The organism is Sinomonas sp. P47F7, from assembly GCF_049332655.1.
Classification (GTDB): domain Bacteria; phylum Actinomycetota; class Actinomycetes; order Actinomycetales; family Micrococcaceae; genus Sinomonas.
Genome location: NZ_CP186327.1, coordinates 2,620,100 through 2,644,160 on the forward strand (window position 1 = coordinate 2,620,100; position 24,061 = coordinate 2,644,160).

Genomic DNA, 24,061 nt, shown 5'->3' on the forward strand with positions numbered 1-24,061 from the left:
CTACTGCGGGTTCTGCGACAGTCGTGTCCAAAATGCGTCCAATCCTTCGGTGACCCGGGCCACGTCGTCGGGCGTGCCCATGAGCTCGAATCGATAGAGATGAGGGACTTTGCACTTGACGGCGACGATGTCACCCGCCGCGCAGTAGTTGTCCCCGAAGTTCGTGTTGCCCGCGCTGATGACCCCCCGGATGAGGGACCGGTTCTGCGGATCGTTGAGAAACCTGATGACCTGCTTCGGCACCGAGCCGGCTCCCCCGGTCCCGCCGTACGTCGGGACGATGAGCACGAACGGCTCCGTAGCCCGGAGCGGCGGTTCATGCGGGTGGAGCGGGATCCGTGCGGCGTCGAGGCCCAGCTTGCCCACAAACCGATGGGTGTTGCCGGAAACGGACGAGAAGTAGATGAGTCGGCTCGAGGCGAGGCGGGGCTCGGGCTGAGCGCCCGATGCCGCGGCGCCTGCCGCGGCCGTGACCAGCGAGGTCACCTCAGCACCCCCTGCGAGAGAAAGCGGACGACGGCGGGTCAGGCCACCGCGGACGAGGACGCCAGGGCGAGCTCTTCGATCTTGTCGGGGCGGAAACCCGACCAGTGGCCACCATCGGTGACGACAACGGGCGCCTGCATGTAGCCCAGGGACTTGAGTCGCTCGAGGGCCTCCGGGTCCTGGGTGACGTCCACGCTCTGGTAGGCGATGCCCTTCTTGTCGAGGGCACGGTAAGTAGCGTTGCACTGCACACAAGCAGGCTTCGTGTAAACCGTGACGTTCATGGTTCCTTCCCTCCTGGAAGACTTGCTGGCTTCGGCCCGTTGTGGGCCCCCCATTCGGCCGCAGCCTTCCCCAAGTGGATCGGACTGCCCGGCGTGCTCTCCACACTACATGTAGTGGTGGGTGCCGCCGTGGACCCCAAGATGATGTCTTACAAGTATGTCATTCTTAACGTTCGGAGTCCACACTTACTGCACAGTAAACACACACCGACTCCCGCGAAATTCCGCCCTTTTCGCCCCCTCTTCCACAGGCTGTGGAGGGCTGGATGCACACCCAAAAATTTTGCGTGTCGTTCATCTCACGGCGTGTCGCGTGTCGGCGCGGCGGCCTCGGCGACCACCCTTCCGCGCGTGTCGTAGTCTGAGATCCCTCTCCCCCGCACGGAACGACACCGCCCCACCGAAGGAGCCGCCCCGATGGTGAACCCTGTCCACCTCCAGACGCTCCTCGAGGTCGTCCGCCAGGGCTCGTTCGCGGCCGCGGCGCAGCGGCTCGGCTACACGGCCTCCGCGGTGTCCCAGCAAATGGCCGCGCTCGAGCGCGAGACGGGGGTCCAGCTGTTCGTCCGCTCGCCCAAGAGCGTGACGCCCACCGAGGCCGCCGTCGTCATGACGCGCCACGCGACCAAGGTGCTCACCGACATCGACGCGCTCAAGGCCGCCACGGCTCGCGCAGCAGAGGCCGCCGGCAGGCTCCTGCGCCTCGGGATCTTCCCGAGCCTCGCGACGTACGTCCTCCCCGCCGTCGTCCGCGGCGAACCGTGGCGCCGCCTCGGGCTCGATCTCCACGTCTCGGTCGCCGAGCCGGGCGAGACCATCCGGGGGCTCCTGACGGGAGGCGAGCTCGACGTCGCCCTCGTCTACCAAGTCGGGCAGAGCGGCCTCGCATGGCCGCACACCATGGACCGCCAATGGATCGGGGACGATCCCTTCCGCGTAGTGCTCCCGGCCTCGTGGGGAATTGCCGACGGCGCGCAGGTCACCTCATCGCAGCTCAACGGCATGCCGTGGATCGTCCATCATCCCGGCGCGGCCGATGCGGCCGTGATCGACCGCCTCTTCGCGAGCTGCGGCCTCGAGCCGCGCGTCGTGGTGTACAGCGACGACTTCAACGCAAGCCTCGGCCTCTCCTCGGCCGGGCTCGGCGCCGCGCTCATCCCGGAACTCGCGCTCCGGTCCCGCCCGGCCGGGGTCGTCGTCGTCGACGTCCCCGAGATCCGGCTCGCGCGCAACATCTTCGCCCTGCGCCCCGGCGGGTCGTCCGATACGCAGACCGGGCTGTTCCTCGACCTCGTCGCGGAAACGCTCAAAGGCCTCGATGGCGCCGCCGCCGGAGCGCGGCGCTGACCCACGCTGGCACGGCCGGCAATCGCGGCACGATCGGCAGGATGAGCCCGCGGGCGAACGCGTCCTTGACCCGACCGTGCGGCGGGTAGATGACCGCGAGGGTGTCCGGGGCGAGCGGCTTGTCGAGCACGGCCTTGACGTGGGAGAACGTCCGGAATGAGTCCTCGCCGTGGTAGGCCCCCATGCCGCTCGCCCCGACCCCGCCGAACGGGAGGCCCGGCACGCCGAGATGCAGCGCGGGAACCCCGAACGCGAGGGCGCCTGAGCTCGTCTCGAGCTCGAAGCGCCTGCGCGTGGCCGGGGACTCGCTGAAGACGTAGAGCGCGAGCGGCTTGGGCTGCGACCGCACATATGCGAGGGCCGCGTCCTCGTCGTCGACCGCGAGGAGCGGTAGAACAGGACCGAAGATCTCCTCCCGCATGAGCGGTGAGTCGGCCCGGGCCCGCACGAGGGTCGGCTCGATCCAGAGGCTCGCGCGATCGGTCCGCCCGCCGCTGATCACGTCCTCGCCGTCGAGCAGTCCGCGCACCCGGTCGAAGTGCCTGGAGTTGACCATCCGCAGGCCGCGGCCGTCCCCGAGCTGCTCCGCGATGGCCGCCTGCAGCGCGGGTGCAAGTGCCTCGAGGACCGCGGGAGGCCCCAGCACGTAGTCGGGCGCGACGCACGTCTGGCCGCCGTTGAGGAACTTGCCCCACGCGATCCGGCGCGCCGCGGCAGCGGGTCGGACGGTTGCGTCGACGTAGGCAGGCGACTTGCCCCCGAGCTCGAGCGTCACGGGCGTGAGCTGGCGCGCCGCAGCGGCCGCGACAGCTTTGGCGGCCGACTCGCCTCCGGTGAAGAACACGTGATCGAGCCGCTCGGCCAGAAGCGCCTCGGCGGTCTCCCGGCCACCCTCGACCACCCACACTGCGCCGTCGAGGTACTCGGGGACCCACCGCGCGAGGGCCGCGCTCGTGCTCGGCGCGAGCTCGCTCGGCTTGACCACCACGGTGTTGCCCGCGGCGAGGGCGCCCACGAGTGGCGCTAGCACGAGCATCAGCGGATAGTTCCACGGGCCGAGGACCAGCACGACGCCGAGGGGCTCCGGTCGGGTCCACGCCGTGGCAGGGGCGAGGGCCGTGGGGACCTCCGCAGGCCGAGGCCGGGTCCATTCGTCGAGGTGGGCGAGCGCGTGGGAGACCTCGCCGGCGACGAGGCCGAGCTCGTGCAGCCACGCGTCCGTGGCGCTCTTGCCGAGGTCCTCCGCGAGCGCCGCCCCGAACTCGCGCCGCCGCGCCCTCAGCATGGCCCTGAGCGCGAGCAGCTGACGACGGCGCCACACGAGCGGGCGGGTCGCGCCCGCTTCGAACTCCGCGCGCGCCGCGGCGACTGCGGCCCGCGCCTGCTGATCCGGGATCACCCTCTCAAAGTAGCGCGCGGCGGCCCGGCTCAACATGCTGGCCTGCCGAGTGGGCCCGGGCTATCGTTTAGTCATGGAGACGGCAGTCAGCCAGCACTTTGGGGAAATTGCCCTCACGCCGGCGGGGCAGCGGGTCATCTCTGGCCAGTACGAGCACGAGGGCGTGCCCGTCGATCTCGATCTGAGCTTCGGCGAGCACGATCGCATGGACGAGTCGTGTATCCACAAGGTCGACTACCGGCTCCGATTCCTCCCCGAGCTCATCGAGGCCGCGCGCGAACGCATCGCGCTGGATCTGACCGACGAGGACTCCCCCGCCGTCGAGTATCGGCACTTCCACTGCCAGAACCTCACCGACGGGAAGATCCGCGAGCTTTTCGGGGTCGAGAAGTCTGACGCGGTCGACGACGACGCTTTCGTCCGCGCGCTGCGCCTCACCCGGGTGGGCATCTTCCCAGGCCAGCCGGAGCGCTATTTCGTTCTCGATTTCACGCTGGGCCAGGGGTTCACCGACGAGGTGCTCGTCGCGGCGGCGGACGAGGACGGCGTGGTCGACGACGAAGTCTCCTGGGATTGAATGTTGAGGGGTCCCGTCCGCCGCCTTGAGGGGTCAATGTTCTGACATTGACCCCTCAAGGGGCGGGACGGGACCCCTCGTCGCGCCGGACGGGACCCCGCAACCGGCCGGACGGGACCCCGCAACCGATAGCCGGGTCAGGCGTTGGCGGCGATGACCCCGCGCGCGACCTTCGTGGCCTCGACGAGATTCCGCAGCGACTCCTCGGTCTCCGCGTAGCCGCGCGTCTTGAGGCCGCAGTCCGGGTTGACCCAGAGCTGCCGCGACGGGACGTGCGCGACGGCGGTCTTGAGCAGCTCCTCGATCTCCCCCTGCGACGGGACGCGCGGCGAGTGGATGTCGTACACGCCCGGACCGACGCCGCGGCCGAAGCCGTGAGTCTCGAGGTCGTTGACGACCTCCATGCGCGAGCGCGCGGCCTCAATCGAGGTCACGTCGGCGTCGAGGCCGTCGATCGCGTCGATGATCACGCCGAACTCCGAGTAGCACAGGTGCGTGTGAACCTGCGTCGCGTCCGCGGCGCCGGCCGTCGCAAGGCGGAAGGACTTGACGGACCAGTCGAGGTAGGCAGGCTGGTCGGCGCGACGCAGCGGGAGCAGCTCGCGGAGCGCGGGCTCGTCCACCTGGATGACCTTGATACAGGCAGTCTCGAGGTCCGCGATCTCGTCGCGGAGCGCGAGGGCCACCTGATTGGCGGTCTCGGCAAGCGGCTGGTCGTTGCGCACGAACGACCACGCGAGGATGGTCACGGGGCCGGTGAGCATGCCCTTCATGGGCTTCTCGGTGAGCGACTGCGCGTACTCGGCCCACGGGACCGTGATCGGAGCCGGGCGGGACACGTCGCCCCACAGGATCGACGGGCGCGTGCAGCGCGAGCCGTAGGACTGCACCCACCCGTGGACCGTGACGTCGAAGCCGTCGAGGTTCTCGGCGAAGTACTGGACCATGTCGTTGCGCTCGGGCTCGCCGTGCACGAGGACGTCGAAGCCGAGCTCCTCCTGCAGGTCAACGACGCGCTTGATCTCGTCCTTCATGAGCCGCTCGTACTCGGCCGCGTCGATCGCACCCTTGATGAGGCGGGCGCGGGCGCCGCGAACCTCGGACGTCTGCGGGAAGGAGCCGATCGTCGTCGTCGGGAGCGGCGGGAGGTGCAGCTCGGCGTCCTGCGCGGCGGCACGCGCGGCGTAGTCGGAGCGCGAGAAGTCGGCGTCCGTGAGCGCGCCCGTGCGCTCACGCACCTCGGGACGGCGGACGCCCGGGGCCTCGGCGCGCGAGGCGAGGACGCGGGACGCCTCGTCGATCGCGGCCTGGGCGGCGGCCGGCTCGGCCAGATAGCCGGCGAGGGTCGCGACCTCGGCGACCTTCTGGTCGGCGAAGGCAAGCCAGCTGCGCAGCTGGGCGTCGAGCTGGGTCTCCTCCTCGACATCGTGCGGGACGTGGAAGGTCGACGTCGACGTGCTCACCGCGACATTGACCCCGGCGGCGCGCAGCGCGTCGAGCTTCGCGGCCGATGCCGCGAGGTCGTTGCGCCAGATGTTGTGGCCGTCTACGACACCGGCAACGATTGCCTTGCCCTCGAACGCGGCGAGCTCGTCAGCCGAGGGAACGGCACCCTTGAAGAGGTCGACCGCGACCGCCTCGACGCCGGTCGCGGCGACCGCCGGAGCCTGCTCGCCCAGCCCGCCGTACGGGGCGGAGAGGAGGATCTGCGGGCGCCCGGCTGCTCCTACCGCTGAAGCGGTGAGCGCGGCGTAGGCGCGTTCGACGGCGGCGCTCACCTCGGCGGCGGGCGTGTCGAGGTCCGCGACGAGGGCGGGCTCGTCGAGCTGGACCCACTCGGCGCCGGCCGCGCCGAGGCGCTCGAGCAGCGCGGCGTAGACGGGGAGCACGTCGTCGAGGCGAGACAGCGGCGCGAAGCCCTCCGGGGCGTCGCCGGACGCCTTGCTCAGGAGGAGGAACGTCACGGGGCCCACGAGGTAGGGGCGCGTCACGACGCCGTTCGCCTGGGCGAAGCGGAACTCGTCGACCACGCGCTCGGAGGAGAGCGAGAAGACCGTCTCCGGGCCGATCTCGGGCACGAGGTAGTGGTAGTTGGAGTCGAACCACTTGGTCATCTCGAGCGGCTGCTGCTTGGCGTTGCCGCGGGCCAGCGTGAAGTACGCGTCGAGCCCGAGCTGACCGTCGGCGTCGTGCAGCGAGCCGAAGCGGGCCGGAACCGCGCCGAGGGCCACGGCGGTGTCAAGCACTTGGTCGTAGAACGAGAACGTGCCGGGGATCGCGGAGGCCTCGGTGAGGCCGAGCTCCGTGAGCCGTCGCAGGGTCGCGAGCTGGATGCTGTCCGCGGCGGCCTCGAGCTCGGCGGCGCTGCTCTTGCCTGCCCAGTAGGCCTCGACGGCCTTCTTGAGCTCGCGGCGGCGGCCGATGCGGGGGTAGCCGAGGATGGTGGCTGCTGGGAACGAACGGGCGGCAGGGCGGGAGGAGAAGCTCATCGTGATTCCTTCGTCGGTGACAGGTCAGGTGGTCCGGCGGTGGGCCTGGAGGGAAGGCCGTGAGGGCCGAGGGAGATTGAGTTTCGAGAGCACCTCGAGGGCGCTCTCGTGCTCGTTGAACGTGTAGAGATGCAGACCGGGCGCACCGGCGTCGAGGGCCGCCTCGGCCAGCGCGACGCTCGCGTCGACGCCGATGCGGCGGGCGGTCTCGACGTCGTCGGCTGCGGCGCGCATGCGGTCCACGAGGCGAGCGTCCGGCTCGACCCCGCTCAGCTCGGAGAGCCGAAGGATGCGCCGAAGGCTCGTGAGCGGCATGATGCCCGGGATGATCGGGATAGTGACGCCGGCCCGGCGCGCGCGGTGCACGAGCGCCGAGTACTGCTCGGGGTGGAAGAACACCTGCGTGATCGCGAAGTCGGCGCCCGAGCGCTGCTTCGCGAGGAGCACCTCGATGTCGTGGGCGACGCTCGGCGACTCGGGGTGCTTCACCGGATACGCCGCGACGCCGATCGCGACCTTGCCGGCCGCGAACTGAGCGAAGCGACGCCGCTCGACACGCCGGATGAGCTCGATGAGGTCCTGCGCGTACCGGAGGCTGCCATCTGGAAGATGGCCGTCCTTCGGGCGGTCGCCGCGCAGCGCGAGGATCCCGCGGACGCCACGGTCCAAGAGCGCGTTCACGGTCCGGCTGAGCTCCTCCGGGGTCCCGCCCACGCACGTGAGGTGGGCGAGGGGGCGCAGCGTGGTCTCAAGCTGGAGCCGGTCCACGAGGTCGAGGGCCGTCTCATGATTTGAGCCGCTCGCGCCGTACGTCACGGACACGTAGTCGGGGTCGGTGCACTCGAGCTCGCGGATGGTCTTCCACAGGGTCACCGACGCAGCGTCGCTGCGCGGCGGGAACAGCTCGTAGGAGAGGGCGACGGGCTCGGCGGAATTCGCCGAGGGTGCGTCGATGAGAGTAGGTGGGGACACTTGCATTCCTAGGATCCGATGCGTGCCGGCGGAGGCTGAGCCGCCGCCGGAGGAAGGGTATTAAGGAACGCAGGCACGCTGGTACAAGGACGCCGCCGAGGCGGGCACCCAAAATGAACCAGCTTCCTGCGGCAAATGTCAGGCCCTCACGGGGGCACCCACATCCCCGGCTTGGGGGATCGCTGACACGTTGCGGGAAGCAACTTGAATCCGAGACTAAGGATGCTCGCGGTCATCCATCAAGCGCGAAGCGCCAAATACGGCAAATTCGTCGTAATGCTACGAACTAGTACGAGCGTGACGCCGCGTGACGCGAAGGTGGCGCCGCGCCGTCGTCGTCCGTGCGTTGCCGGGCTCAGCCCTCGAGCAGGAGCCGCTCCGCGCGCGGGGCGAGCGCGCGCTCGAGCACGAGGCACGCCGCGCCCACGGCCCCGACGTCCTCGCCGAGTCGCGTGCCGGAGAGGCCCACGTGGTGGATTCCGCGGGTCGCGAGGCGCTCGTTGACCATGTCCGGAAGGACGTCGAGCACGAATTGCGCCACAGGCTCCCAGAACGGGCCTCCGAACACCATGCGCTCGACGTCGACGAGGTTGCCGACTACGGCCGCGGCCCACGCCATGTTGCGCGCGGCGCGCCGCATGATCGCGATCGCTGTCTGCTCGCCCTCGCCGACCATCTCGCTCAGGCGGGCGAACGCGCCTTGGTAGTCGCGCGCGGTGGGATTCTCCGGCAAGACCGGGAGGATGCCCGCCACGACGGCCTCGCTCACGATCACGGCGGGCTCGAGTGCCGTGCCGATGGTGCCGCGCATGCCGCAGCCGTCGCTGCAGAGCGGCCCGTCCGGGTCGACGATGATGTGGCCGATCTCCCCCGCGTTGCCCGAGCTCCCGCGATAGACCTCGCCGTTCAGGACCAGGCCCACGCCGAGGCCGGTGCCGAGGTAGAAGAACACGAAGCTCTCGGAGCCGCCCGGGCCGCCCGCCCAAATCTCGGCCACAGCGGCGCCCGTGACGTCCTTGTCCACGGTTGTCGGGAGGCCGGTCGCGCGCTGGACGAGGTCTTGGATGGGGACGTCGACCCAACCGTGCAGGAGCGGGGGGCCCACGACGGCGCCGCGGTCGAGGTCGATCGGTCCGGGGGCGGCCACGCCGAGACCGGCAACGAGCTTGCGATCCACGCCGGAGATCGCGAGGAGCTCCTCGACGCACTCGGCGATCGCCTGGACGATCTCGTCGGGGTCGTGGCTCAGGGGCGTGACGAACGTGCGCTTCTCGACGACCGCGCCCACGAGGTCCAGGAGCACCACGGTGATGAGTGCGGGGTCGAGGTGCACGCCCACCGCGTACATGCCTTGAGGATTGAGCCGCAGGATGGTGCGCGGCTTGCCCGGCCCAGAGCCTTCCTTGCCCGCCTCGACGATGAGCTTCTGATCGAGCAGGCGGCGCGAGATATTGGAGATGGTCTGCGGCGAGAGCCCCACGAGCTGCGCGAGCTCGACGCGGCTGAGGCCCGCCTCGGAGCCGCGGATCGCGTCGAGGATGACGGTGAGATTGAAGTCCCCCATGCGCGGCAGATTGGTCCCGCGCCGCGGCGTTGACTGGCGTGGCTGCTCCGTCACGGGGTCCTTTCGACAGATGCGTGATTATCCTTTCGTTTACGTTACCCTGTTCACCCCAAACCCGTAGCTGAGTGCCGGCTGAGGAGACACCATGTCGCGCGTGCCGGAGTCCGAGGCGGTCATCACGGCCGAGCTCGTCCGAGGCCTGCTCGCCGACCAGCATCCCGACCTTGCGGGCCTGCCGCTGGTCGCGGCCGCCGAGGGGTGGGACAACGTCGTGTTCAGGCTCGGCCATGACTTTGCGGTCCGGATGCCTCGGCGCGAGCTGGCAGCGGGCCTCGTGCGTTCGGAGCTGCGCTTCGTGGGCGAGATCGCGGCGCGCACGGGCATCGCGCTGCCCGTACCGGTGCGCCGCGGGCGCCCTGGACGTGGCTATCCGTGGATCTGGAGCGTGTGCCGGTGGACCGAGGGGACGCCCGGGCTATCCGTGCCCGGCCCGGCACGGGGCGGTGAGAAGGAGCTCGCGGGCTTCCTCGGTGCGCTCCACGCGCCCGCACCCCCGGACGCCCCCAAGAATCCGCTCCGGGGCCTCCACGTGGCCGAGCTCGAAGCGCGCGTGCACGAACGGCTCGGGCTCGTGGCGCACCGGCCGGACCATGCCGAGCTTGCGGCCCTGTGGGACGCCCTGTCCGACGCCCCGCCGTACGGTGGGCCGGCCGTCTGGGTGCACGGCGACCTGCACCCGGGCAACATCCTGTTCGCGCCCGACGGCTCGCTCGCGGGCGTGATCGACTTCGGCGACCTCTGCGCGGGCGATCCGGCCGTGGACCTCGCCGTCGCGTGGCAGCTCTACGCGGGGCCGCGGCGGCGCAAGTTCGTGGCAGCCGTCGAGGCGGCGCTCCCCCGGGACGCGGCGACGTGGCGGCGCGCCGCGGCGTGGGCGCTGCACTTCGGGCTCTTGAGCGTTGCGATCGAGGGCAACGACCCGGCCTTCGTGGCCAACGGCGAGTTCACGCTGCGCGAGCTCCTGGCCGAATTCTCGGGGCGTCTCACGGGCGGGAGCGGCGCCGCACGGAGCGCGTGACCCTGAACTTGCGCGAGCTCCCTTCCACCGAGGTGCGCCCGACGGCGGCCTGCAGGTGCCGCCGGTAGTCGAGGTGGGTGTTGTAGACGGTCCACAGCTCGCCGCCGGGGCGCAGGATCCTCGCGGCCGCCTCGATGAGGCGCAGCGCCGCGCCCGCGTGGACGCTCGCGCCGAGGTGGAAGGGCGGGTTGAGAAGCACGACGTCGGCCGAGGCGTCCGCGCGCGAGGAGGCGGCGTCGTCGTGCTCGACGACGACGCGCTCGCCGAGCCCATTGGCCGCCATCGTGGCGAGCGCCGAGCGGGTGGCCGCGGCCGAACGGTCCGTCGCCACGACCTTCGCGCTGGGGTGCGCGAGCGCGTACGCGGCGGCGAGCGCGCCGGTGCCGCAGCCGAGGTCGACGGCGTCGCCCACCGGCATGCGCTCGACGAACCCGAGCAGGAAGCGGGTGCCGACGTCGAGCTTCTCCCCCGCGAACGCGGCCCCGTGCGCGCACAAGGTGAGGCCTACGTCGTCGTGCGTCGCACAAACCGGGAACGGCGAGCGCTCGGGAACCGGAAGGGGGCCCTCCGCGATGAGGAGGCGCGACTTCTGCACGGCCAACTCGGCACGGACGGCGCGGAAGCGGCCGCCGAGGACTCCATTCATCGCGAGGGTCATGTGTTTGACCCGGCCTCCGGCCACGAGCACCACGTCCGGCGCGGCCCACCGCGCCACAGCGTCCGCGATCTCCTCGAGCTCGGCGAGGCCGCGCGGGAGTTGGAGCAGGACGAGCCCGACGTCGCGGAGCAGCTCGGCGTCGAGCTCGCCCTGGCGCTGCAGACCGGCGAGCCCGAGCTCCTCGGCGTTGCGGGCGAACGCCACGCGTCCCGTCGCAAGGTCCTCGTGCACGCGGACCTCGGTGAGCCCGGCCGCGGCGAGCCGGAGCGCGATCGCGCCGTAGGCGTCGCCGATGACTGCGATGTGGGCGCCGCTCAGGCCTCGCGCCGCGGCCTCCGCGATCCCGCGTTCGGCGAGCAGGCGGTCCGTCGCATCCCACGCGTAGAGGTTCGGGGCCTCGACGTCGGGAAAGCGCCGCAGGAGCTCGTACGGGAAGGGCCCGTTGGGATCGGCTTGCACTGGACCACTCTATTCGGGTGGGGGAAGATGATTCGATGACTCTCGTTCATCTCAGCGGGCAGCTGGTGTGCCGCGACAAAAGCGACGCCTCCGCCGTCGTCCGTCACCTCGCCCGCCACGTCGCGCTGACGCGCGCCGAAGCTGGGTGCGTAGCGTTCCACGTGACTCCTACCGACGACCCGCTGGTGTGGCAGGTTGACGAATTGTTCAGCGATGCCGCGGCGTTTCGGGCTCACCAGGAGCGGGTCGCGAGCAGCGAGTGGGGGCGCGTGACCGCTGGGATCGAGCGCCGCTACACCATCGAAGGCATCTGATCCGCGTCCGCCCCCGCACCGATCCGGTAGGAGGTCATGACACGGACCGCTCGCTCGCCGGGCGTCGACGTAGGGTCGGGTCCCCAACCTCGGGACCGCGGTAGACCATGGCGAATGAGCGCGGCGACGTCGACCTCTTCGAGGTGACGCACGGGATCGCCCTCAGTGTCATCCCCAGGCTTACCTCAAGCCCCGGAAGCAGATGGTTCGCTCGAACTGCACTCCACGCAAGGCCCGTTTGGCACGAACGGAGCTTACGTCGCGGTAGTTCGAGGCGGAGTGGTGCACGCCGCACGAGTTCCGCTTCACAAAACCTTCCAGCTCTACCTCGATCACTACGGCGTCCTGCGAACCGATCACGTCATTCGGTTCCATTCGGCGGTCGCTGTCCGCCTCCACTACAAGCTCGTACGCCAGCTTTAAACCGCTCTGCCCCATCCGTAGCCTGATTGATGCGTGGTCTCTCCACGCACGGGGGACCAACCCGACCCCCTCCGTCACGGCGCATTTGACCATCATGATCCGCTCCGTGTGGACTACCGTGAGATAGATGGACCAGACGGCGTGGACCGTGGACGACCACCTCCGCGGCTGCGATCAGGGAGTTGTCGAGCTTTACGAGCGCTTCGTTGAGCTGGTGACGGCGTGCGGTCCGTTTGAGCTGTCTGTTTCGAAGACGGCGATCACTTTCAAGGGAGCGCGTCGAGGCTTTGCCGGGGCGAAGCCAAAGAAGCTGTGGCTCGACGGTTATCTGGATCTGCAGCGGCAGGTGAACGATCCTCGCATTCGGAGAGCTTCGCCTTACACGAAGCGCCTGTTCGTCCACCAGTTCCGCGTATCCGCCCCCGATCAGCTCAACGGCGAATTCGCCGAATGGGTCCGAGAGGCCTACGACGTCGGGCAGGGAGGTCATCTCGGCGCGACTCTGCGGCGCGGAACGGCTCCCTGAAGATCACCGCCGCAGGTGGGCGATCGCGTGTTCGGCGGCATGGAAACCCGCCATCCCGTGCGTGCCGCCCCCCGGCGGCGTGGCCGCCGAGCACAGGTACACGCCGGGCACGCCGGTCGAGTACGGGTCGAGGGCCACGCGGGGGCGGAAGACGAGCTGTGTCCCGAAGTTCGCGCCCGCGCTGATGTCGCCCCCCACGTAGTTGGCGTTATGCGCCTCGGATTCGGCGACACTCCGCGACGCGACGGCCCGGATCCGCCCCCGGAAGCCCGGCGCGAAGCGCTCGATCTGGGCGGTAATCGCCTCGGTTGCGTCGCCGGGGAAACCGTTGGGCACGTGCGCATACGCCCACAGTGGATTGAGCCCGTCCGCAGACCGCGTCGGATCCGCGACATACTGCTGCCCCACGAGCACGAACGGCCGCGCGGGCATCCCGCCGCGGAGCGTCTGCTCCTCGGCCCTCGCGATCTCCTCGATCGTCCCGCCGAGGTGCACGGTCCCGGCCCGCGCAACGTCCGGGGCGGCCCAGGGCACCTCGCCCTCTATCGCGTAGTCGACCTTGAACGCCGCCGGCCCGTGCCGGTACCGCCCATAGGAACGGGCGACGGCGGCCGGGAGCCTCCCGGCGAGGATGCTCGCCGCCGCTCCGGGGGCCGTGCAGAGCAGCAGGACGTCGCAGCGCCCCGCATCGTCGAGGCTGCGGACGCGCACTCCGGTCTCGATCACGCCGTCAAGCTCACGCAGCCTCGCGGCGAGGGCGTCGGCGACCGCCTGGCTTCCCCCCTCCGCGACGGGCCAGCCGACGGCGTGCGCCGCAGCACCAAGCATGAGCCCCACCGCGCTCGAGAACGGCGCGTCGAGCGAGGAGAACGCGTGGGCGGCGATCCCGCCGAAGAGACCACGCGCCTCGTCGCCGCGCCAGGCACGTGCGAGTCCGCTCGCGGGCAGCGCGGCCAGGGCGCCGAACCGGGCGAACGCGATCGGATGCCGCGGGACGTGCAGCACCGGCCCAAGGACCTCGGGGACGAGATCGGGGAAACTCCGCGCCGTCGCGCCCATGATCCGGCTCCACGCGCGCGCGTCAGCGCCAAGGCCTTCAGCCGTGCGCGCCACGTCACGCCACAGCAGCCCCGCACGACCGCCGTCGAGCGGATGCGCGAGCTGAACCTCCGGCCACCGCCAGCGCAGCCCGTGCCGTTCAAGACCCAGGCTCGCGAGAAAGGGCGAGGCGACGGCCATGGGGTGGAACGCCGAGCAGACATCCACGATGAGTCCGTCCGCACCCGGCAGAGTCGACGAGCGGGTCCCGCCACCGATGGTGGGCTCCGCCTCGAGGACGCGGACCGAGAATCCCTCCTGCGCGAGGCGCACCGCGGCCGCGAGCCCGTTCGGGCCGCTCCCCACGACGACGGCACTGGTCATGGTCCCATCCTCGCACTCGCCCGCTTCCGCCGGCCCGCGCGGATCCCCGACGGAGGCTGGCGCGCCGCCCGGGCAAGGCACATGATCGCAGCATGACGTGGCTGCGGGGCTACGAGCCCGGCTGGCTCCGGCACGACGCCCTCGCCGGAGCCGCGCTCGTCGGGCTCCTCATCCCGGCGGGAATGGCGTATGCGCAGGCGGCGGCGCTCCCGCCGGTCGCGGGCCTGTACGCGACGATCGTCCCGCTTCTCGTCTACGCGGCCGTGGGCCCGTCGCGGCTCCTCGTGCTGGGCCCAGATTCGGCGCTTGCCCCCATGATTTCCGCGGCCGTGCTGCCGCTCGCCGCCGCGGGGAGCGCGCGTGCCCTCGCGCTCGCGGGCCTCCTCGCGGTGTACATCGGCGGCTTCCTGCTGCTCGGGGCACTGCTTCGGCTCGGGGCGCTCACGGGCCTCCTCTCGGGCCCGATCCGCCTCGGCTATCTCGCGGGCATCGCGCTCACGGTCGCCGCGAGCCAGCTGCCCGTGCTGCTCGGCGTCTTGGGCCCGGGCGGGACGCCCTGGGAGCACCTCGCGGCGACCGCGGCCGCCGTCGTCCAACACGGCGCCCGCCCGGCGCCGCTCGCGCTCGGGCTCGGCTCGCTCGCCCTCATGTGGCTCCCCCGCCTCCTCCGATGGCGGCCCCCGGGCGCGCTGTTCGCCGTCGTCGGCTCTGTCCTCGCGGTGTGGCTCGGCGGGCTTACGCACGAGGTGACGGCCGTCGGCCCGCTCCCCCAGGGCCTGCCCGTCCCGCAGTTCGCGCAGCTGACGCCGGCGGACGCCGTGACGCTCATCGCCCCGGCGGCCGGCGTGGCCCTCATGGTGTTCGCGGACACGGGCGTCCTCTCGCAGAGCCTCGCCGCGCGCGAGGGCCGCTCGGTCTCCGGCACGGGCGAGATGGCGGCCCTCGGCGCGTCCAATCTCGCAACGGGCCTCGCGGGCGGCTTCCCGGTGTCCGCGAGCTCGTCCCGTACGCCCGTCGCGATCCACGCGGGCGGCCGGACGCAGCTCACCGGTGTGGTCGCGGCGCTCCTCGTCGCCGCGTTCATGGCGCTCGCGCCTGGCCTCACGGCCCTCCTCCCCTCGGCGACCCTCGCCGCCGTCGTCATCGCCGCGGCGACGGGCCTCGTGGACCCGCGCGCGATCGCGCGGCTCTGGCGGCTGAGCCGCGTCGAGTTCGGACTCATGCTCGCAACGTTCGCGTGCGTCACGACGATCGGAGTCCTGCAGGGCATCGTGGTCGCTGTGGTGCTTTCGCTCCTCGACTTCGTGCGCCGCGCGTGGGGTCCCTACCGCGCGGAGCTCGGCGACCGCCCCGATGTGCCGGGATACCACGACATCTCGCGCCACCCCGAAGCGGAGAGGGTCCCGGGGCTCATCCTCGCGCGCTTCGACGCCCCGCTGTTCTTCGCGAACGGCACGGTGTTCAGCGCCTTCATCCGGGCTCTTGTCGAGAACGCCCACCGCCGCGTCACCCATGTGATCATCGCGGCGGAGCCCATCACGGGGATCGACACGACCGCGCTCGACGAGGTCATCCTCCTCGACGACTGGCTCGCCGCCCACGGCATTGAGCTCGTCTTCGCCGAGCTCAAGGGCCCGGTGAAGGACCGGCTGCTGCGCTTCGGCACGCGCGGGCGCTTCGGTCCGGACACGTTCTACCCCACTGTCAGCGCGGCGGTGCGGGCCCTCCGCGCGGACGGCGGCACAGGCCCGCCCGCAACGGACGACGGCGCCACTCACCACTGACGGCGGCCCCGCGCCTGAGCGGGGGCCCGCCGTCGTGCGTTTTCAGCTGGGTCAGGGCGCGATCGTCGTGGACACGGCGTCCGTGCGATTCGCAAGGTTTCCGTCGTTCGCCCGGACGGACAGCGAGACGAAGTCGCTCCCCGAGGCGGCAAGCCCCTCGTAGTCGCCCACGAAGAACCCGCTCGCGTTCGGTGCCGTCAACATGTCGAACGGACCATAGAGATGGGTCTCGTTGCCGAAGGCAGCCCCACCGGAGGGCGACGACGTGAACCAGTAGTCAGTCGGCAGCGTGGTCGTGTTCCCCGCCGCGAGGCTCCGGAAGTCGTAGTACGTGACGCCGACTGTGCCGCTGGAGTTGACCCGCACGCTCGGGGTGAACGCCGGCTTGCCCGTCGGGGTGTTGACGCGCGCCGGCGCGGACCACGTGGTGCCGCCGTTGGACGACGTCGAGATCGCCACCTGGTCGAAGGCGAATCCGCTGAAGCGCGCGTCCTGCCACACGACGTAGAGCTGGCCCGTGGACGGATCGATCGCCGGTTCCGGGATGATGTCTCCCGTCCGGATCACGGCGCCGGTATTGGGATCGGTCACTCCGACAGTGTTGAGCTCCGCGATGATGTGCGGCACCGACCACGTCGCGCCGCCGTCCGTGGACTTGACGAAGGCAACGTTGTTCCCGTGAAGGCTGCCCGGTCCGTTCGGGCCGCTGCCCAGGATCAGGTTGAAGAAGTCGAACAGGGCTCCCGTGCGCGGGTCAACGACGATCTGGTTGCCGATGGTCTGCTGGTGCTCGGCGGTCGGGACGATGATCTTCGTCGAGTCCCACGTGACGCCTCCATTTGTCGTCTTCGCGAACCACGCCGGCCCCGTGAAGGCGTGCGAGTGCGCGTCCGCGCGCGGGTTGCCGTTCGGCGCCACGAGCCGATCCCACACGGCATACGCGGTGCCTGCATGGACCAGGTCCGCAGTCACGGATTCCTTGTCATTGAAGAACTGGGAGCTCGCGTCCTCCTTGAGGATGTTGAGGTTGCCCCAGGACTTGCCGCCGTCGGTCGATGTCGCCGCGGCGACGCCGTTGTCGCTGCCCACCCCTTGGAACGAGATGGACACGGAATAGGCCGTGCCGTCGGGCCCGAACGACACCCACGGGTCTGACGCTCGGCTGAACTGGGCCGGACCGCCCGGGGCGCACGCGCTGAAGGGCTGGGCCGACTCGTGCCAGGTGGCTCCGCCGTCGTTCGAGTAGCCGGCGACGAGACCGTGAGCCCCGCCGTCGGACCATCTGTCCTGTTGCCAGACGCCGACGAGGTTGCGGGGGTTCCTCGGATTGACGGCGACCCACGGCTCGACTTCGGCGTTGGGGAAGTTCACGGCACCTGGGGCTCCACCAAGGGTGCAGCCGGCGTAGGGGCTCGGTCCGCTCGCGACGACGGGAATCGAGAAGGTCGCGGCCGACGCGGCGCCGGCCATGTTGAGCATGAGCGCTGCCGGCAGCAGGGCCAGCAGTGCGCCGCGCGCGGACCCCCGGTGGGTCCGCGCAGAGAGGTTCAGATTCATGATCCACTCCTGAAAGCGATTGGTCTCTTGTGGCCCGAAGCGGCCGGCGCTCACCTAGCGAAGGCGCGCCGCGACGGCGTCGGGGTCCTGCTCTTCCACCACGCGCTCAAGAGGACCACCATCGAGCGGCCCGTGCAATGGGCCGTGTGGCCGAATTCAGCGAGCCGCGCGCACGAACTCCGCCGTCGCCGCGGCGAGCGAGGCACCGATCGCATACGGGGTCCGCCTGACGCCCTTGACGGCGAACGAGTGGTCGGCGTCCTCCTGCCATGCGAGCGCCGCGGTCGGGAGCTTCGCGACGACGCCGTCGAGCAGCTCGCGCGTGGCAAGGGTGTCCCGGGTGCCCTGCAGGAAGAGCATGGGCAGCGTGAGCCCGTAGAGATGCTCGTCGCGGAGCTTCGAGGGGTTCCCGGCCGGGTGGAGCGGATAGCCGAGGAAGACGAGCCCGGCCGGGGCGATCGAACCGTCTGCCGCCGCCATCGAGGCCATGCGGCCCCCGAACGACTTCCCCGCGGCCCAGAGCGGCGTGGGGGCCCCGCGACGCCGTGCCTCCTCGAGGACCGCGGCCCACACCGAAATGGCGCGCGGGGGCCGGTCCGGGAGCCGCTTCCCCTCCTCGACATAGGCGAAGTTGAAGCGCAGCGTCGCGATGCCGAGCCCGTTGAGGGCGTCGCAATAGCCAACCATGAACGGATGGTCCATGCCGGCGCCTGCGCCGTGGGCTACGGCCACCGTCCCATCCGCGCCGTCGGGATTCCGGAAGACGCCCGAGACGTCGCCCGCGGGCGTGGGGATCGTGATGCGCTCGCCGTGTTCGCTCATGGCTCTATCTTGCCGTGGACCGTGGGAGGGACTCGCAGGACCACCCGACGCCCCTTGGCATGCACACGTTTGCATGCCAGCATTTTTCTATTCCCAGTCTTAGGACTGCGCACTCGAAGGAGAGATCTATGCACGTGCTCGACTGGCTCGTCCTGGGCGCCTATTTCCTCGTCATGGTGTGGATCGGCTGGTTCGCCAAGCGGCGGGTCAAGAACGCGGCCGACTTCTTCACGGCCGGAGGGAAGATGCCCTGGTGGCTGTCAGGCATCTCGCACCACATGTCGGGGTATTCGGCCGCGGTCTTCGTCGGCTACGCGGCCCTCTGCTACACGATCGGATTCGCGGTCTACGTGTGGTGGGCCATCAGCATCACCATCGCCTGCCTCGTCGGCTCGTGGCTCTTCGCGCCACGCTGGGCCCGGCTGCGGCAGCGCCTCAACGTCATCTCACCGCTCGAGTACCTCTCGATCCGGTACGGGCTGCCCACGCAGCAGGTCCTCGCGTGGTCCGGCACGGCGCTCAAGATCTTCGACGTCGCCGCCAAATGGGCTGCGAGCGCGATCCTGCTCCAGGCCTTCGCGGGCGTCCCGTTGTTCTGGGGCGTCATGATCGTGGGCGGCGTGACGCTCGTGTACTCGACCATCGGTGGACTGTGGGCGGACGCCCTGACCGATTTCGGGCAGTTCGCGATTCAGCTTGTCGCCGGGATTGCGCTCCTCGTCGCGACCGTCGCGAAGCTCGGCGGCGTCTCGTCGATCGTCGACATCTGGGGCAAGCTCCCGCCGTCGCACTCCTCGCCGTTCGCGGGAAGCCTCACGGTGGGCTTCTTCCTCGCGTACATCCTGATCAACGGCGTCTCGTACAACGGCGGGACATGGAACCTCGCACAGCGCTTCATCTCCGCTCCCACGGGCTCTGCCGCGCGCCGCTCGATCCTGCTGTCCGGTGGGCTGTACCTCGCGTGGCCGCTTGTGCTGTTCTTCCCGATGTGGGCTGCCCCGGTGCTCCTGCCGAACCTCGCCCACCCGGACCAGTCATACGCCTTGCTCACGCAGAGCCTCCTGCCGGCCGGGCTCGTCGGGCTCGTCCTCGCCGGCCTCTTCTCGCACACGATGGCCATGACCTCGTCCGACGCCAACGCGATTGCCGCCGTCGTCACCCGGGACATCATCCCGGCCCTTCGTGGCAAGCGGGCTCCCCTGTCGGGCCGCGTCGAACTGGCCGTGGGGCGCCTCGCGACGTTCCTGTTCATCGCCCTCTCGATGGTCATCGCCCTCACGTCCGATTCGTTCGGCGGCGTCCTCGGCCTCCTTATCACGTGGTTCGGAGCGCTCGTGGGCCCGGTCGCGATCCCGATGCTCCTCGGGATGCTCAAGCCGTTCCGCCGGTGTGGCTCGGTCGCGGCGCTGGGCTCGTGGGCCGCGGGGCTCGTGGTCTTCGCGATCACGAAGTACATCCTCGCGGACCAGATTGCCGCGCTCGGCGCCAACGGCGCGGCCGTGAGCGTCGCGGCGCCGATCCTCGCGTCGGTGCTCGTGTTCCTCGTCGCGGGCCTCGTAGTCCCGCAGGGCACGCCAGCCTCGGACGGCCTCATCGCTTCCCTGGACGCCGACCTGTCCGAGGCGGAGACGCGGCCCGGCGAGACCGTCGACGCGCTCCGCAGCAACGGGGCGAGCGCATGACGCACGACGCGCGGAATCACCTTGAGAGCGTCGTCCTGCCATGGTGGGACCGAGAGGCGGCGGACGACGCGCGGGGCGGAGTCTTCACATGCTTCGACAACCACGGCCGCCTGCTCTCCCGTGACAAGCTCACGTGGTCGCAGGGGCGGTGGGCGTGGCTCTGCGCCGAACTCTCGCTCGACGCGGGCCGGGGGCTCCTCTCGGGTGATGCGGGCCTCTGGGCCGAACGCTCGGTCGCGACGGCGGGCTTCCTCCGGGATCACGCGCTGCGGCCAGATGGCAGCACCCGCTTCCGGGTCGCGGGCGACGGCACGGCGCCCACCGAGCCGAAGAGCGCCGAGCCACGGAACGAGGAGAGCGTCTTCGCGGACCTCTTCGCGGCGCTCGGGCTGACCGGCGCGGCGCGTCTGGCCGGCACGGACGGCGACCACGCGTCGCTGCGGGCCGATGCGGGCGCGATCCTCGCCTCAGCGCACGCCCGGATCTCCGCGGGAACGGCCCGAACGGAGCCGTATCCGGTTCCTGCGGGCTTCGCCGACCTCGCCTCGCCGATGCTCCTCCTGCACGTAGCCTCCGAGGCCCAGCGCGCTGGCGTGGCCGGCGCGAGGGAAGTGGCTATGGCGGCCCACGAACTCCTCGTCGGCGCCAGTGGCATGCTCAGCCAGGGCCGGTGGTGGGAGTTCCGCCCGGCCGGCCTCGCAGACGAGGACACCCTCGTGGCCCGCCACGTGACCCCGGGCCACCTCCTCGAGCTCGCGTGGATGCTCGTGCACGCCGAGCGCGTGGACCGTTCCCTCGCGGCGCCGGGCTGGCTTCCGGACCTCGCGCTCATGGCCCTCGAACGCGGCTGGGACGCCGAATACGGCGGCATGCTGCGCTACGCGGACCGCGCCGGCGGGCGGCCCGAGGGCCGCTCGCTGCCGGGCGACCGGTACGAGAAGCTGGTCCGCGAGACGTGGAGCTCTAAGCTCTGGTGGGTCCACGTCGAGGCCCTCTACGCGGCGCGGCTCTTCGCGGACACGACCGGGGACCCCCGCTTCACGCGCTGGGCCGAGCGGCTCGCGGACTACACGTTCGCAACGTTTCCCGACCCCGAAGGCCGCGAGTGGATCCAGATTCGCGACCGCAGCGGAGACCCACTCGACGCCGTCGTGGCACTGCCGGTCAAGGACCCCTTCCACATCTCCCGCGCCCTCCTGCTCCTCAACCGACTCGACGCCGGCGCGTCGACCCCTTCCTGAAAGAGACCATGCGCATTCACACCTTCCCGACGCCCCTCGCCCTCGGACAGGCCTGCGGGGCCCAGGCCGCGAGCCTCCTCGCGGAGCGGCTCGACTCCGCCGGCACCGCGCGCGTCATGCTCGCCGCGGCGCCGAGCCAGCAGCACACGCTCGAGGCGCTCCGCTCGGCCGATCTGGACTTCTCGCGCATCGAGTTCTTCCACATGGACGACTATCTGGGCCTTCCCCTCGCCGCCCCGCAGGCGTTCGGCAACTGGCTCGAGCGCGTCCTGTTCTCCCACGTCACACCGGCCGCCTTCCATCGCATCGACCCGAGCCGCGACCCCGAGGCGGAGGCCGCCCGGTACAGTTCCGTCATGGGCTCCGACGACTTCGACCTGACCCTCTGCGGCCTCGGCGTCAACGGTCACCTCGCCTTCAACGATCCGCCCGCGGACCTCGAGGACCCGCTGCCCGCCCGGCCCGTTCGGATGGACAAGGCCTCGCGCCGCCAGCAGCTCGACGAGGGCCACTTCGCGACTCTTGAGGACGTCCCGACGGACGCGATCACGGTCACGATTCCCCGGCTCCTGCGCGCGCGCCACGTCCTCGTGTCCGTGCCCGGCGCGGCCAAGCGGCAGGCCGTCCAGGACACGCTCACGGAACCGGTCTCGGGGGCGCACCCCGGCACGGCCCTCCGGAGCCACCCCGAGGTAGATCTCTACCTCGACGCCGCATCGGACCCCCGGTGACGGCACCCACGCGCGGAGCGTTGCGGGGCCGCGACCTCGAGAGCGGCGGGGCCCTCGAGATCGAGCACGACGGCGGCGTCATCACTGCCGTTCGCCGGCTCGGCGTTGGCGCGGACGACCTTCCGTTCCTCGCGCCGGGATTCGTCGACCTCCAGGTCAACGGCTTCGCCGGCCATGACGTCAACGGGCCCGAGGCCTCCGCGCAGGACGTCGTGGACATCACCGCGGCTCTGGCCCGCACGGGCGTCACGACCTGGCTCCCGACGATCATCACGGCGAGCGAGGAGCAGATCGTCCACAGCCTGCGCACCGTGGCCGAGGCCCGCGCGGCCAGCCCCGCCGCGGCGGCCGCAATCCCCGGGGTCCACGTCGAGGGGCCGTTCATCTCCGAGGTCGAGGGGGCTCGGGGGGTCCACGACCCCGCACAGATCAGGCCGCTCGATCCGGCCGAGGTGCGGCGCTGGGAGACCCCCGGCGCACCCCTCGAGATCCTCACTGTCTCGCCCCACGGACCAGATGCTCCCGCGCGGATCGCCGAGATCACGGCCCTCGGGATCTCGGTCGCGATCGGCCACACGCACGCCACCGCGGACGAGGTCCGCGCGGCGGCGGACGCCGGCGCTCGCCTCTCGACGCATCTCGGCAACGGCATGCCGAGCCTCATCCCGCGCCACCCCAACGCAATCTGGGCCCAGCTCGCCGACGATCGCCTCGCCGCGGGGTTCATCGCCGACGGCCATCACCTTCCGGCGGACACGCTCACGTCGATGCTGCGCGCCAAGCCCTCGCACGGCGCGTTCCTCGTCTCCGACGCGACCGCCCTCGCGGGCTGCGCTCCGGGGACGTACACGGCTCCGGTGGGGGGCGCCGTCGTCCTCGGCGCGGACGGAAGGCTCTCCGCCGCTGGGACTGGCTATCTCGCCGGGGCCGCGCTGGGCTTGGCCGAGGGCGTCCGTCGCGCCGCGACGGCCGCGGGGATCGGGCTCCGGGCCGCGGTCCGCCTCGCGACCGTCAACCCGGCCCGCCAGCTCCGCCGGGCCCGCCCCGGGCTCGGGTCGCTCACCGTCGGAGCCCCGGCGGACTGTGTGCTCCTCGACGGGACGGGCCACGTCGTCGAGGTCGTGCAAGGCGGGCGGACTATCGCATGATCGCCGCGCTCGGAGCGGGCCGGAGGCGCGCGTGATCCGGTACAAGGCCCCGACGATCGTGGAGCTCGCGAAGCTTCTCGGAGTCGCGCCGTCGACCGTTTCCCGAGCCTTCACCGACCCCGGCAAGCTGCTCCCCGAGACCGTGGAGAAGGTGCGGCGCAAGGCGAGCGAGATCGGCTATGTGCCGAACAACTATGCGCGCGCCCTCATCACGGGCCGCTCGAGCGTGGTCGGCATGATCGTCCCCGACATCGCGAACCCCTTCTTCCCGCCGATACTGCGCCACGCGCAGCGCGCCGCCGAGGAGCGGGGGCTCTCGCTCATCCTCGCGGATTCGGACGGCGATCCCGCGCGCGAGCTCCAGCTCGTGGGGCGCCTCACGCCGCAGGTCGAGGGACTCGTGCTCGCCGCGTCGCGCCTCCCCGAGAAGAGCCTCGTGACCATCGCGGACCGCCTCCCCACGGTGCTCGTCAACCGGGACGTCGCGGGGATTCCTCGCGTTCTCGTGAGCGCGGACCGTGCTCTCGACCAGGCCGTCGCGGGGTTCGCCCGCGACGGCCACTGGAGCCTCGCGTACGTGGGCGGCCCGCCCGAATCGTGGTCGAACACCCAGCGGGCCCGGCAGGTCGAGCGCTCGGCGCGCGCACAAGGTCTCGACCTCACGCTGTTCGAGGCACCCGGCGGCACCTATTCCGAAGGATTCGACGTGGCGCGTGCGGTCGTGGACGCGGGCGCGACGGCGGTCGTCGCGTTCGACGATGTGATCGCGCACGGGCTTATCTCCGGGTTCCAGGCTGCCGGCCTGAGCGTCCCCCTCGACGTGAGCGTGCTTGGCTGCGACGACACGCTCACCACCACGACCTATCCGCCGCTCTCGAGCATCGCTCTTGACCTCGCGGGGGCGGGCCGGCTGGCCGTCGAGACGCTGAGCACGTCGACCCGCCAAGCCGAGACCGCGGAGGAACGCATCGAGCTTGAGGGCACGCTCGTGCTCCGCGGCTCGACGGGCCACGCGCCGGGCACGGGCCGCTAGGACGCCGCGCGGCGAGCCACGGCCCGCCCTTGGTCTGGACTGGTACGATCCAATTCAGGCCCCGA

21 protein-coding genes are annotated in these 24,061 nt (G+C 71.0%); 11 read left to right on the forward strand and 10 right to left on the reverse strand.

Features of this window, described 5'->3' with window-relative positions; translation table 11 throughout:
• Together nrdI and nrdH are read right to left on the reverse strand one after the other, a co-directional pair.
• Nucleotides 1-405 (reverse strand): class Ib ribonucleoside-diphosphate reductase assembly flavoprotein NrdI, encoded by a 405-nt coding sequence (gene nrdI, locus ACOKR1_RS12200; protein ID WP_415855358.1) that lies wholly within the window; start codon nt 403-405, stop codon nt 1-3.
• A 119-nt stretch (nt 406-524) separates the two neighbouring features.
• Nucleotides 525-770, reverse strand: coding sequence for a glutaredoxin-like protein NrdH (gene nrdH, locus ACOKR1_RS12205; RefSeq protein WP_422933326.1), 246 nt, complete (start codon nt 768-770; stop codon nt 525-527).
• Between the two features lie 417 nt (nt 771-1,187).
• Between nrdH and ACOKR1_RS12210 the strand changes: the two genes are divergently transcribed.
• Nucleotides 1,188-2,117, forward strand: coding sequence for a LysR family transcriptional regulator (locus ACOKR1_RS12210; RefSeq protein ID WP_422933327.1), 930 nt, complete (start codon nt 1,188-1,190; stop codon nt 2,115-2,117).
• Here the strand turns inward: ACOKR1_RS12210 and ACOKR1_RS12215 are convergent.
• On the reverse strand, nt 2,077-3,516 hold the full coding sequence (locus ACOKR1_RS12215) for an aldehyde dehydrogenase family protein (protein ID WP_422933328.1): 1,440 nt from the start codon (nt 3,514-3,516) through the stop codon (nt 2,077-2,079). The genes ACOKR1_RS12210 and ACOKR1_RS12215 overlap by 41 nt on opposite strands.
• A 73-nt stretch (nt 3,517-3,589) precedes the next feature.
• On the opposite strand from ACOKR1_RS12215, the gene ACOKR1_RS12220 reads away from it, so the two are divergent.
• Nucleotides 3,590-4,093: a DUF2004 domain-containing protein gene (locus ACOKR1_RS12220; RefSeq protein WP_415857090.1), complete on the forward strand. Its 504-nt coding sequence runs from the start codon at nt 3,590-3,592 to the stop codon at nt 4,091-4,093.
• Nucleotides 4,094-4,230: 137 nt separating this feature from the next.
• Here the strand turns inward: ACOKR1_RS12220 and metE are convergent, their stop codons facing one another.
• The 3 genes from metE to ACOKR1_RS12235 all read right to left on the reverse strand — a co-directional run bounded on the left by metE (nt 4,231) and on the right by ACOKR1_RS12235 (nt 9,118).
• Nucleotides 4,231-6,582, reverse strand: a complete 2,352-nt coding sequence (gene metE / locus ACOKR1_RS12225) for a 5-methyltetrahydropteroyltriglutamate--homocysteine S-methyltransferase (protein WP_422933329.1) — start codon at nt 6,580-6,582, stop codon at nt 4,231-4,233.
• Nucleotides 6,583-6,606: 24 nt separating this feature from the next.
• Nucleotides 6,607-7,554 carry a methylenetetrahydrofolate reductase gene (locus ACOKR1_RS12230; protein WP_422933330.1) on the reverse strand — a complete coding sequence of 316 codons (948 nt, stop codon included), beginning with the start codon at nt 7,552-7,554 and terminating at the stop codon, nt 6,607-6,609.
• A gap of 355 nt (nt 7,555-7,909) precedes the next feature.
• A complete protein-coding gene (locus tag ACOKR1_RS12235) occupies nt 7,910-9,118 on the reverse strand; it encodes an ROK family transcriptional regulator (protein WP_422936630.1) in 1,209 nt (402 codons plus the stop codon).
• Between the two features lie 145 nt (nt 9,119-9,263).
• Between ACOKR1_RS12235 and ACOKR1_RS12240 the strand changes: the two genes are divergently transcribed.
• Complete coding sequence (locus ACOKR1_RS12240; RefSeq protein WP_422933331.1) at nt 9,264-10,196, forward strand: aminoglycoside phosphotransferase family protein; 933 nt, start codon at nt 9,264-9,266, stop codon at nt 10,194-10,196.
• On the opposite strand, the gene ACOKR1_RS12245 is transcribed toward ACOKR1_RS12240, so the two are convergent.
• Nucleotides 10,162-11,313, reverse strand: a complete 1,152-nt coding sequence (locus tag ACOKR1_RS12245) for a class I SAM-dependent methyltransferase (RefSeq protein ID WP_422933332.1) — start codon at nt 11,311-11,313, stop codon at nt 10,162-10,164. The two genes, ACOKR1_RS12240 and ACOKR1_RS12245, sit on opposite strands and share 35 nt — an antisense overlap.
• A 35-nt stretch (nt 11,314-11,348) precedes the next feature.
• Between ACOKR1_RS12245 and ACOKR1_RS12250 the strand changes: the two genes are divergently transcribed.
• Both ACOKR1_RS12250 and ACOKR1_RS12255 read left to right on the forward strand, forming a co-directional pair.
• Nucleotides 11,349-11,627 carry a putative quinol monooxygenase gene (locus ACOKR1_RS12250; protein WP_422933333.1) on the forward strand — a complete coding sequence of 93 codons (279 nt, stop codon included), beginning with the start codon at nt 11,349-11,351 and terminating at the stop codon, nt 11,625-11,627.
• A gap of 550 nt (nt 11,628-12,177) precedes the next feature.
• The gene (locus ACOKR1_RS12255; protein ID WP_422933334.1) at nt 12,178-12,576 is read left to right on the forward strand and encodes a DUF5655 domain-containing protein; all 399 of its coding nucleotides are present in this window, start codon (nt 12,178-12,180) and stop codon (nt 12,574-12,576) included.
• 3 nt (nt 12,577-12,579) lie between these two features.
• On the opposite strand, the gene ACOKR1_RS12260 is transcribed toward ACOKR1_RS12255, so the two are convergent.
• On the reverse strand, nt 12,580-13,998 hold the full coding sequence (locus ACOKR1_RS12260; protein WP_422933335.1) for a phytoene desaturase family protein: 1,419 nt from the start codon (nt 13,996-13,998) through the stop codon (nt 12,580-12,582).
• A gap of 92 nt (nt 13,999-14,090) precedes the next feature.
• Here ACOKR1_RS12260 and ACOKR1_RS12265 point away from each other — a divergent pair, with 92 nt between their 5' ends.
• A complete protein-coding gene (locus ACOKR1_RS12265) occupies nt 14,091-15,782 on the forward strand; it encodes a SulP family inorganic anion transporter (RefSeq protein WP_422933336.1) in 1,692 nt (563 codons plus the stop codon).
• A gap of 51 nt (nt 15,783-15,833) precedes the next feature.
• On the opposite strand, the gene ACOKR1_RS12270 is transcribed toward ACOKR1_RS12265, so the two are convergent.
• The gene (locus ACOKR1_RS12270; RefSeq protein WP_422933337.1) at nt 15,834-17,339 is read right to left on the reverse strand and encodes a hypothetical protein; all 1,506 of its coding nucleotides are present in this window, start codon (nt 17,337-17,339) and stop codon (nt 15,834-15,836) included.
• A gap of 156 nt (nt 17,340-17,495) precedes the next feature.
• A complete protein-coding gene (locus ACOKR1_RS12275; protein WP_422933338.1) occupies nt 17,496-18,161 on the reverse strand; it encodes an alpha/beta family hydrolase in 666 nt (221 codons plus the stop codon).
• A gap of 128 nt (nt 18,162-18,289) precedes the next feature.
• On the opposite strand from ACOKR1_RS12275, the gene ACOKR1_RS12280 reads away from it, so the two are divergent.
• From ACOKR1_RS12280 to ACOKR1_RS12300, 5 genes are read left to right on the forward strand one after another with little or no spacing between them, the layout of a single operon-like run.
• The gene (locus ACOKR1_RS12280) at nt 18,290-19,843 is read left to right on the forward strand and encodes a sodium:solute symporter family protein (RefSeq protein ID WP_422933339.1); all 1,554 of its coding nucleotides are present in this window, start codon (nt 18,290-18,292) and stop codon (nt 19,841-19,843) included.
• Nucleotides 19,840-21,084: an AGE family epimerase/isomerase gene (locus tag ACOKR1_RS12285; RefSeq protein WP_422933340.1), complete on the forward strand. Its 1,245-nt coding sequence runs from the start codon at nt 19,840-19,842 to the stop codon at nt 21,082-21,084. The genes ACOKR1_RS12280 and ACOKR1_RS12285 overlap by 4 nt, the downstream gene beginning before the upstream one ends.
• Nucleotides 21,085-21,092: 8 nt before the next feature.
• Entirely contained in the window at nt 21,093-21,815 is a 723-nt protein-coding gene (locus tag ACOKR1_RS12290) for a 6-phosphogluconolactonase (protein ID WP_422933341.1), read from the forward strand.
• Nucleotides 21,812-22,963: an N-acetylglucosamine-6-phosphate deacetylase gene (locus ACOKR1_RS12295; RefSeq protein WP_422933342.1), complete on the forward strand. Its 1,152-nt coding sequence runs from the start codon at nt 21,812-21,814 to the stop codon at nt 22,961-22,963. The genes ACOKR1_RS12290 and ACOKR1_RS12295 overlap by 4 nt, the downstream gene beginning before the upstream one ends.
• Before the next feature lie 31 nt (nt 22,964-22,994).
• Nucleotides 22,995-23,996 carry a LacI family DNA-binding transcriptional regulator gene (locus ACOKR1_RS12300; protein ID WP_422933343.1) on the forward strand — a complete coding sequence of 334 codons (1,002 nt, stop codon included), beginning with the start codon at nt 22,995-22,997 and terminating at the stop codon, nt 23,994-23,996.
• Nucleotides 23,997-24,061: the final 65 nt, after the last annotated feature.

Bases quoted from the DNA above. Each gene is read 5' to 3' on its own strand.
- nrdH (WP_422933326.1), bottom strand. From the start codon at position 770: ATGAACGTCACGGTTTACACGAAGCCTGCTTGTGTGCAGTGCAACGCT.
- ACOKR1_RS12275 (WP_422933338.1), bottom strand. From the start codon at position 18,161: ATGAGCGAACACGGCGAGCGCATCACGATCCCCACGCCCGCGGGCGAC.
- ACOKR1_RS12285 (WP_422933340.1), top strand. From the start codon at position 19,840: ATGACGCACGACGCGCGGAATCACCTTGAGAGCGTCGTCCTGCCATGG.
- ACOKR1_RS12280 (WP_422933339.1), top strand. From the start codon at position 18,290: ATGCACGTGCTCGACTGGCTCGTCCTGGGCGCCTATTTCCTCGTCATG.
- ACOKR1_RS12270 (WP_422933337.1), bottom strand. From the start codon at position 17,339: ATGAATCTGAACCTCTCTGCGCGGACCCACCGGGGGTCCGCGCGCGGC.
- ACOKR1_RS12220 (WP_415857090.1), top strand. From the start codon at position 3,590: ATGGAGACGGCAGTCAGCCAGCACTTTGGGGAAATTGCCCTCACGCCG.
- ACOKR1_RS12255 (WP_422933334.1), top strand. From the start codon at position 12,178: ATGGACCAGACGGCGTGGACCGTGGACGACCACCTCCGCGGCTGCGAT.
- ACOKR1_RS12210 (WP_422933327.1), top strand. From the start codon at position 1,188: ATGGTGAACCCTGTCCACCTCCAGACGCTCCTCGAGGTCGTCCGCCAG.
- ACOKR1_RS12250 (WP_422933333.1), top strand. From the start codon at position 11,349: ATGACTCTCGTTCATCTCAGCGGGCAGCTGGTGTGCCGCGACAAAAGC.
- ACOKR1_RS12235 (WP_422936630.1), bottom strand. From the start codon at position 9,118: ATGGGGGACTTCAATCTCACCGTCATCCTCGACGCGATCCGCGGCTCC.
- ACOKR1_RS12240 (WP_422933331.1), top strand. From the start codon at position 9,264: ATGTCGCGCGTGCCGGAGTCCGAGGCGGTCATCACGGCCGAGCTCGTC.
- ACOKR1_RS12265 (WP_422933336.1), top strand. From the start codon at position 14,091: ATGACGTGGCTGCGGGGCTACGAGCCCGGCTGGCTCCGGCACGACGCC.
- ACOKR1_RS12260 (WP_422933335.1), bottom strand. From the start codon at position 13,998: ATGACCAGTGCCGTCGTCGTGGGGAGCGGCCCGAACGGGCTCGCGGCC.
- metE (WP_422933329.1), bottom strand. From the start codon at position 6,582: ATGAGCTTCTCCTCCCGCCCTGCCGCCCGTTCGTTCCCAGCAGCCACC.
- ACOKR1_RS12290 (WP_422933341.1), top strand. From the start codon at position 21,093: ATGCGCATTCACACCTTCCCGACGCCCCTCGCCCTCGGACAGGCCTGC.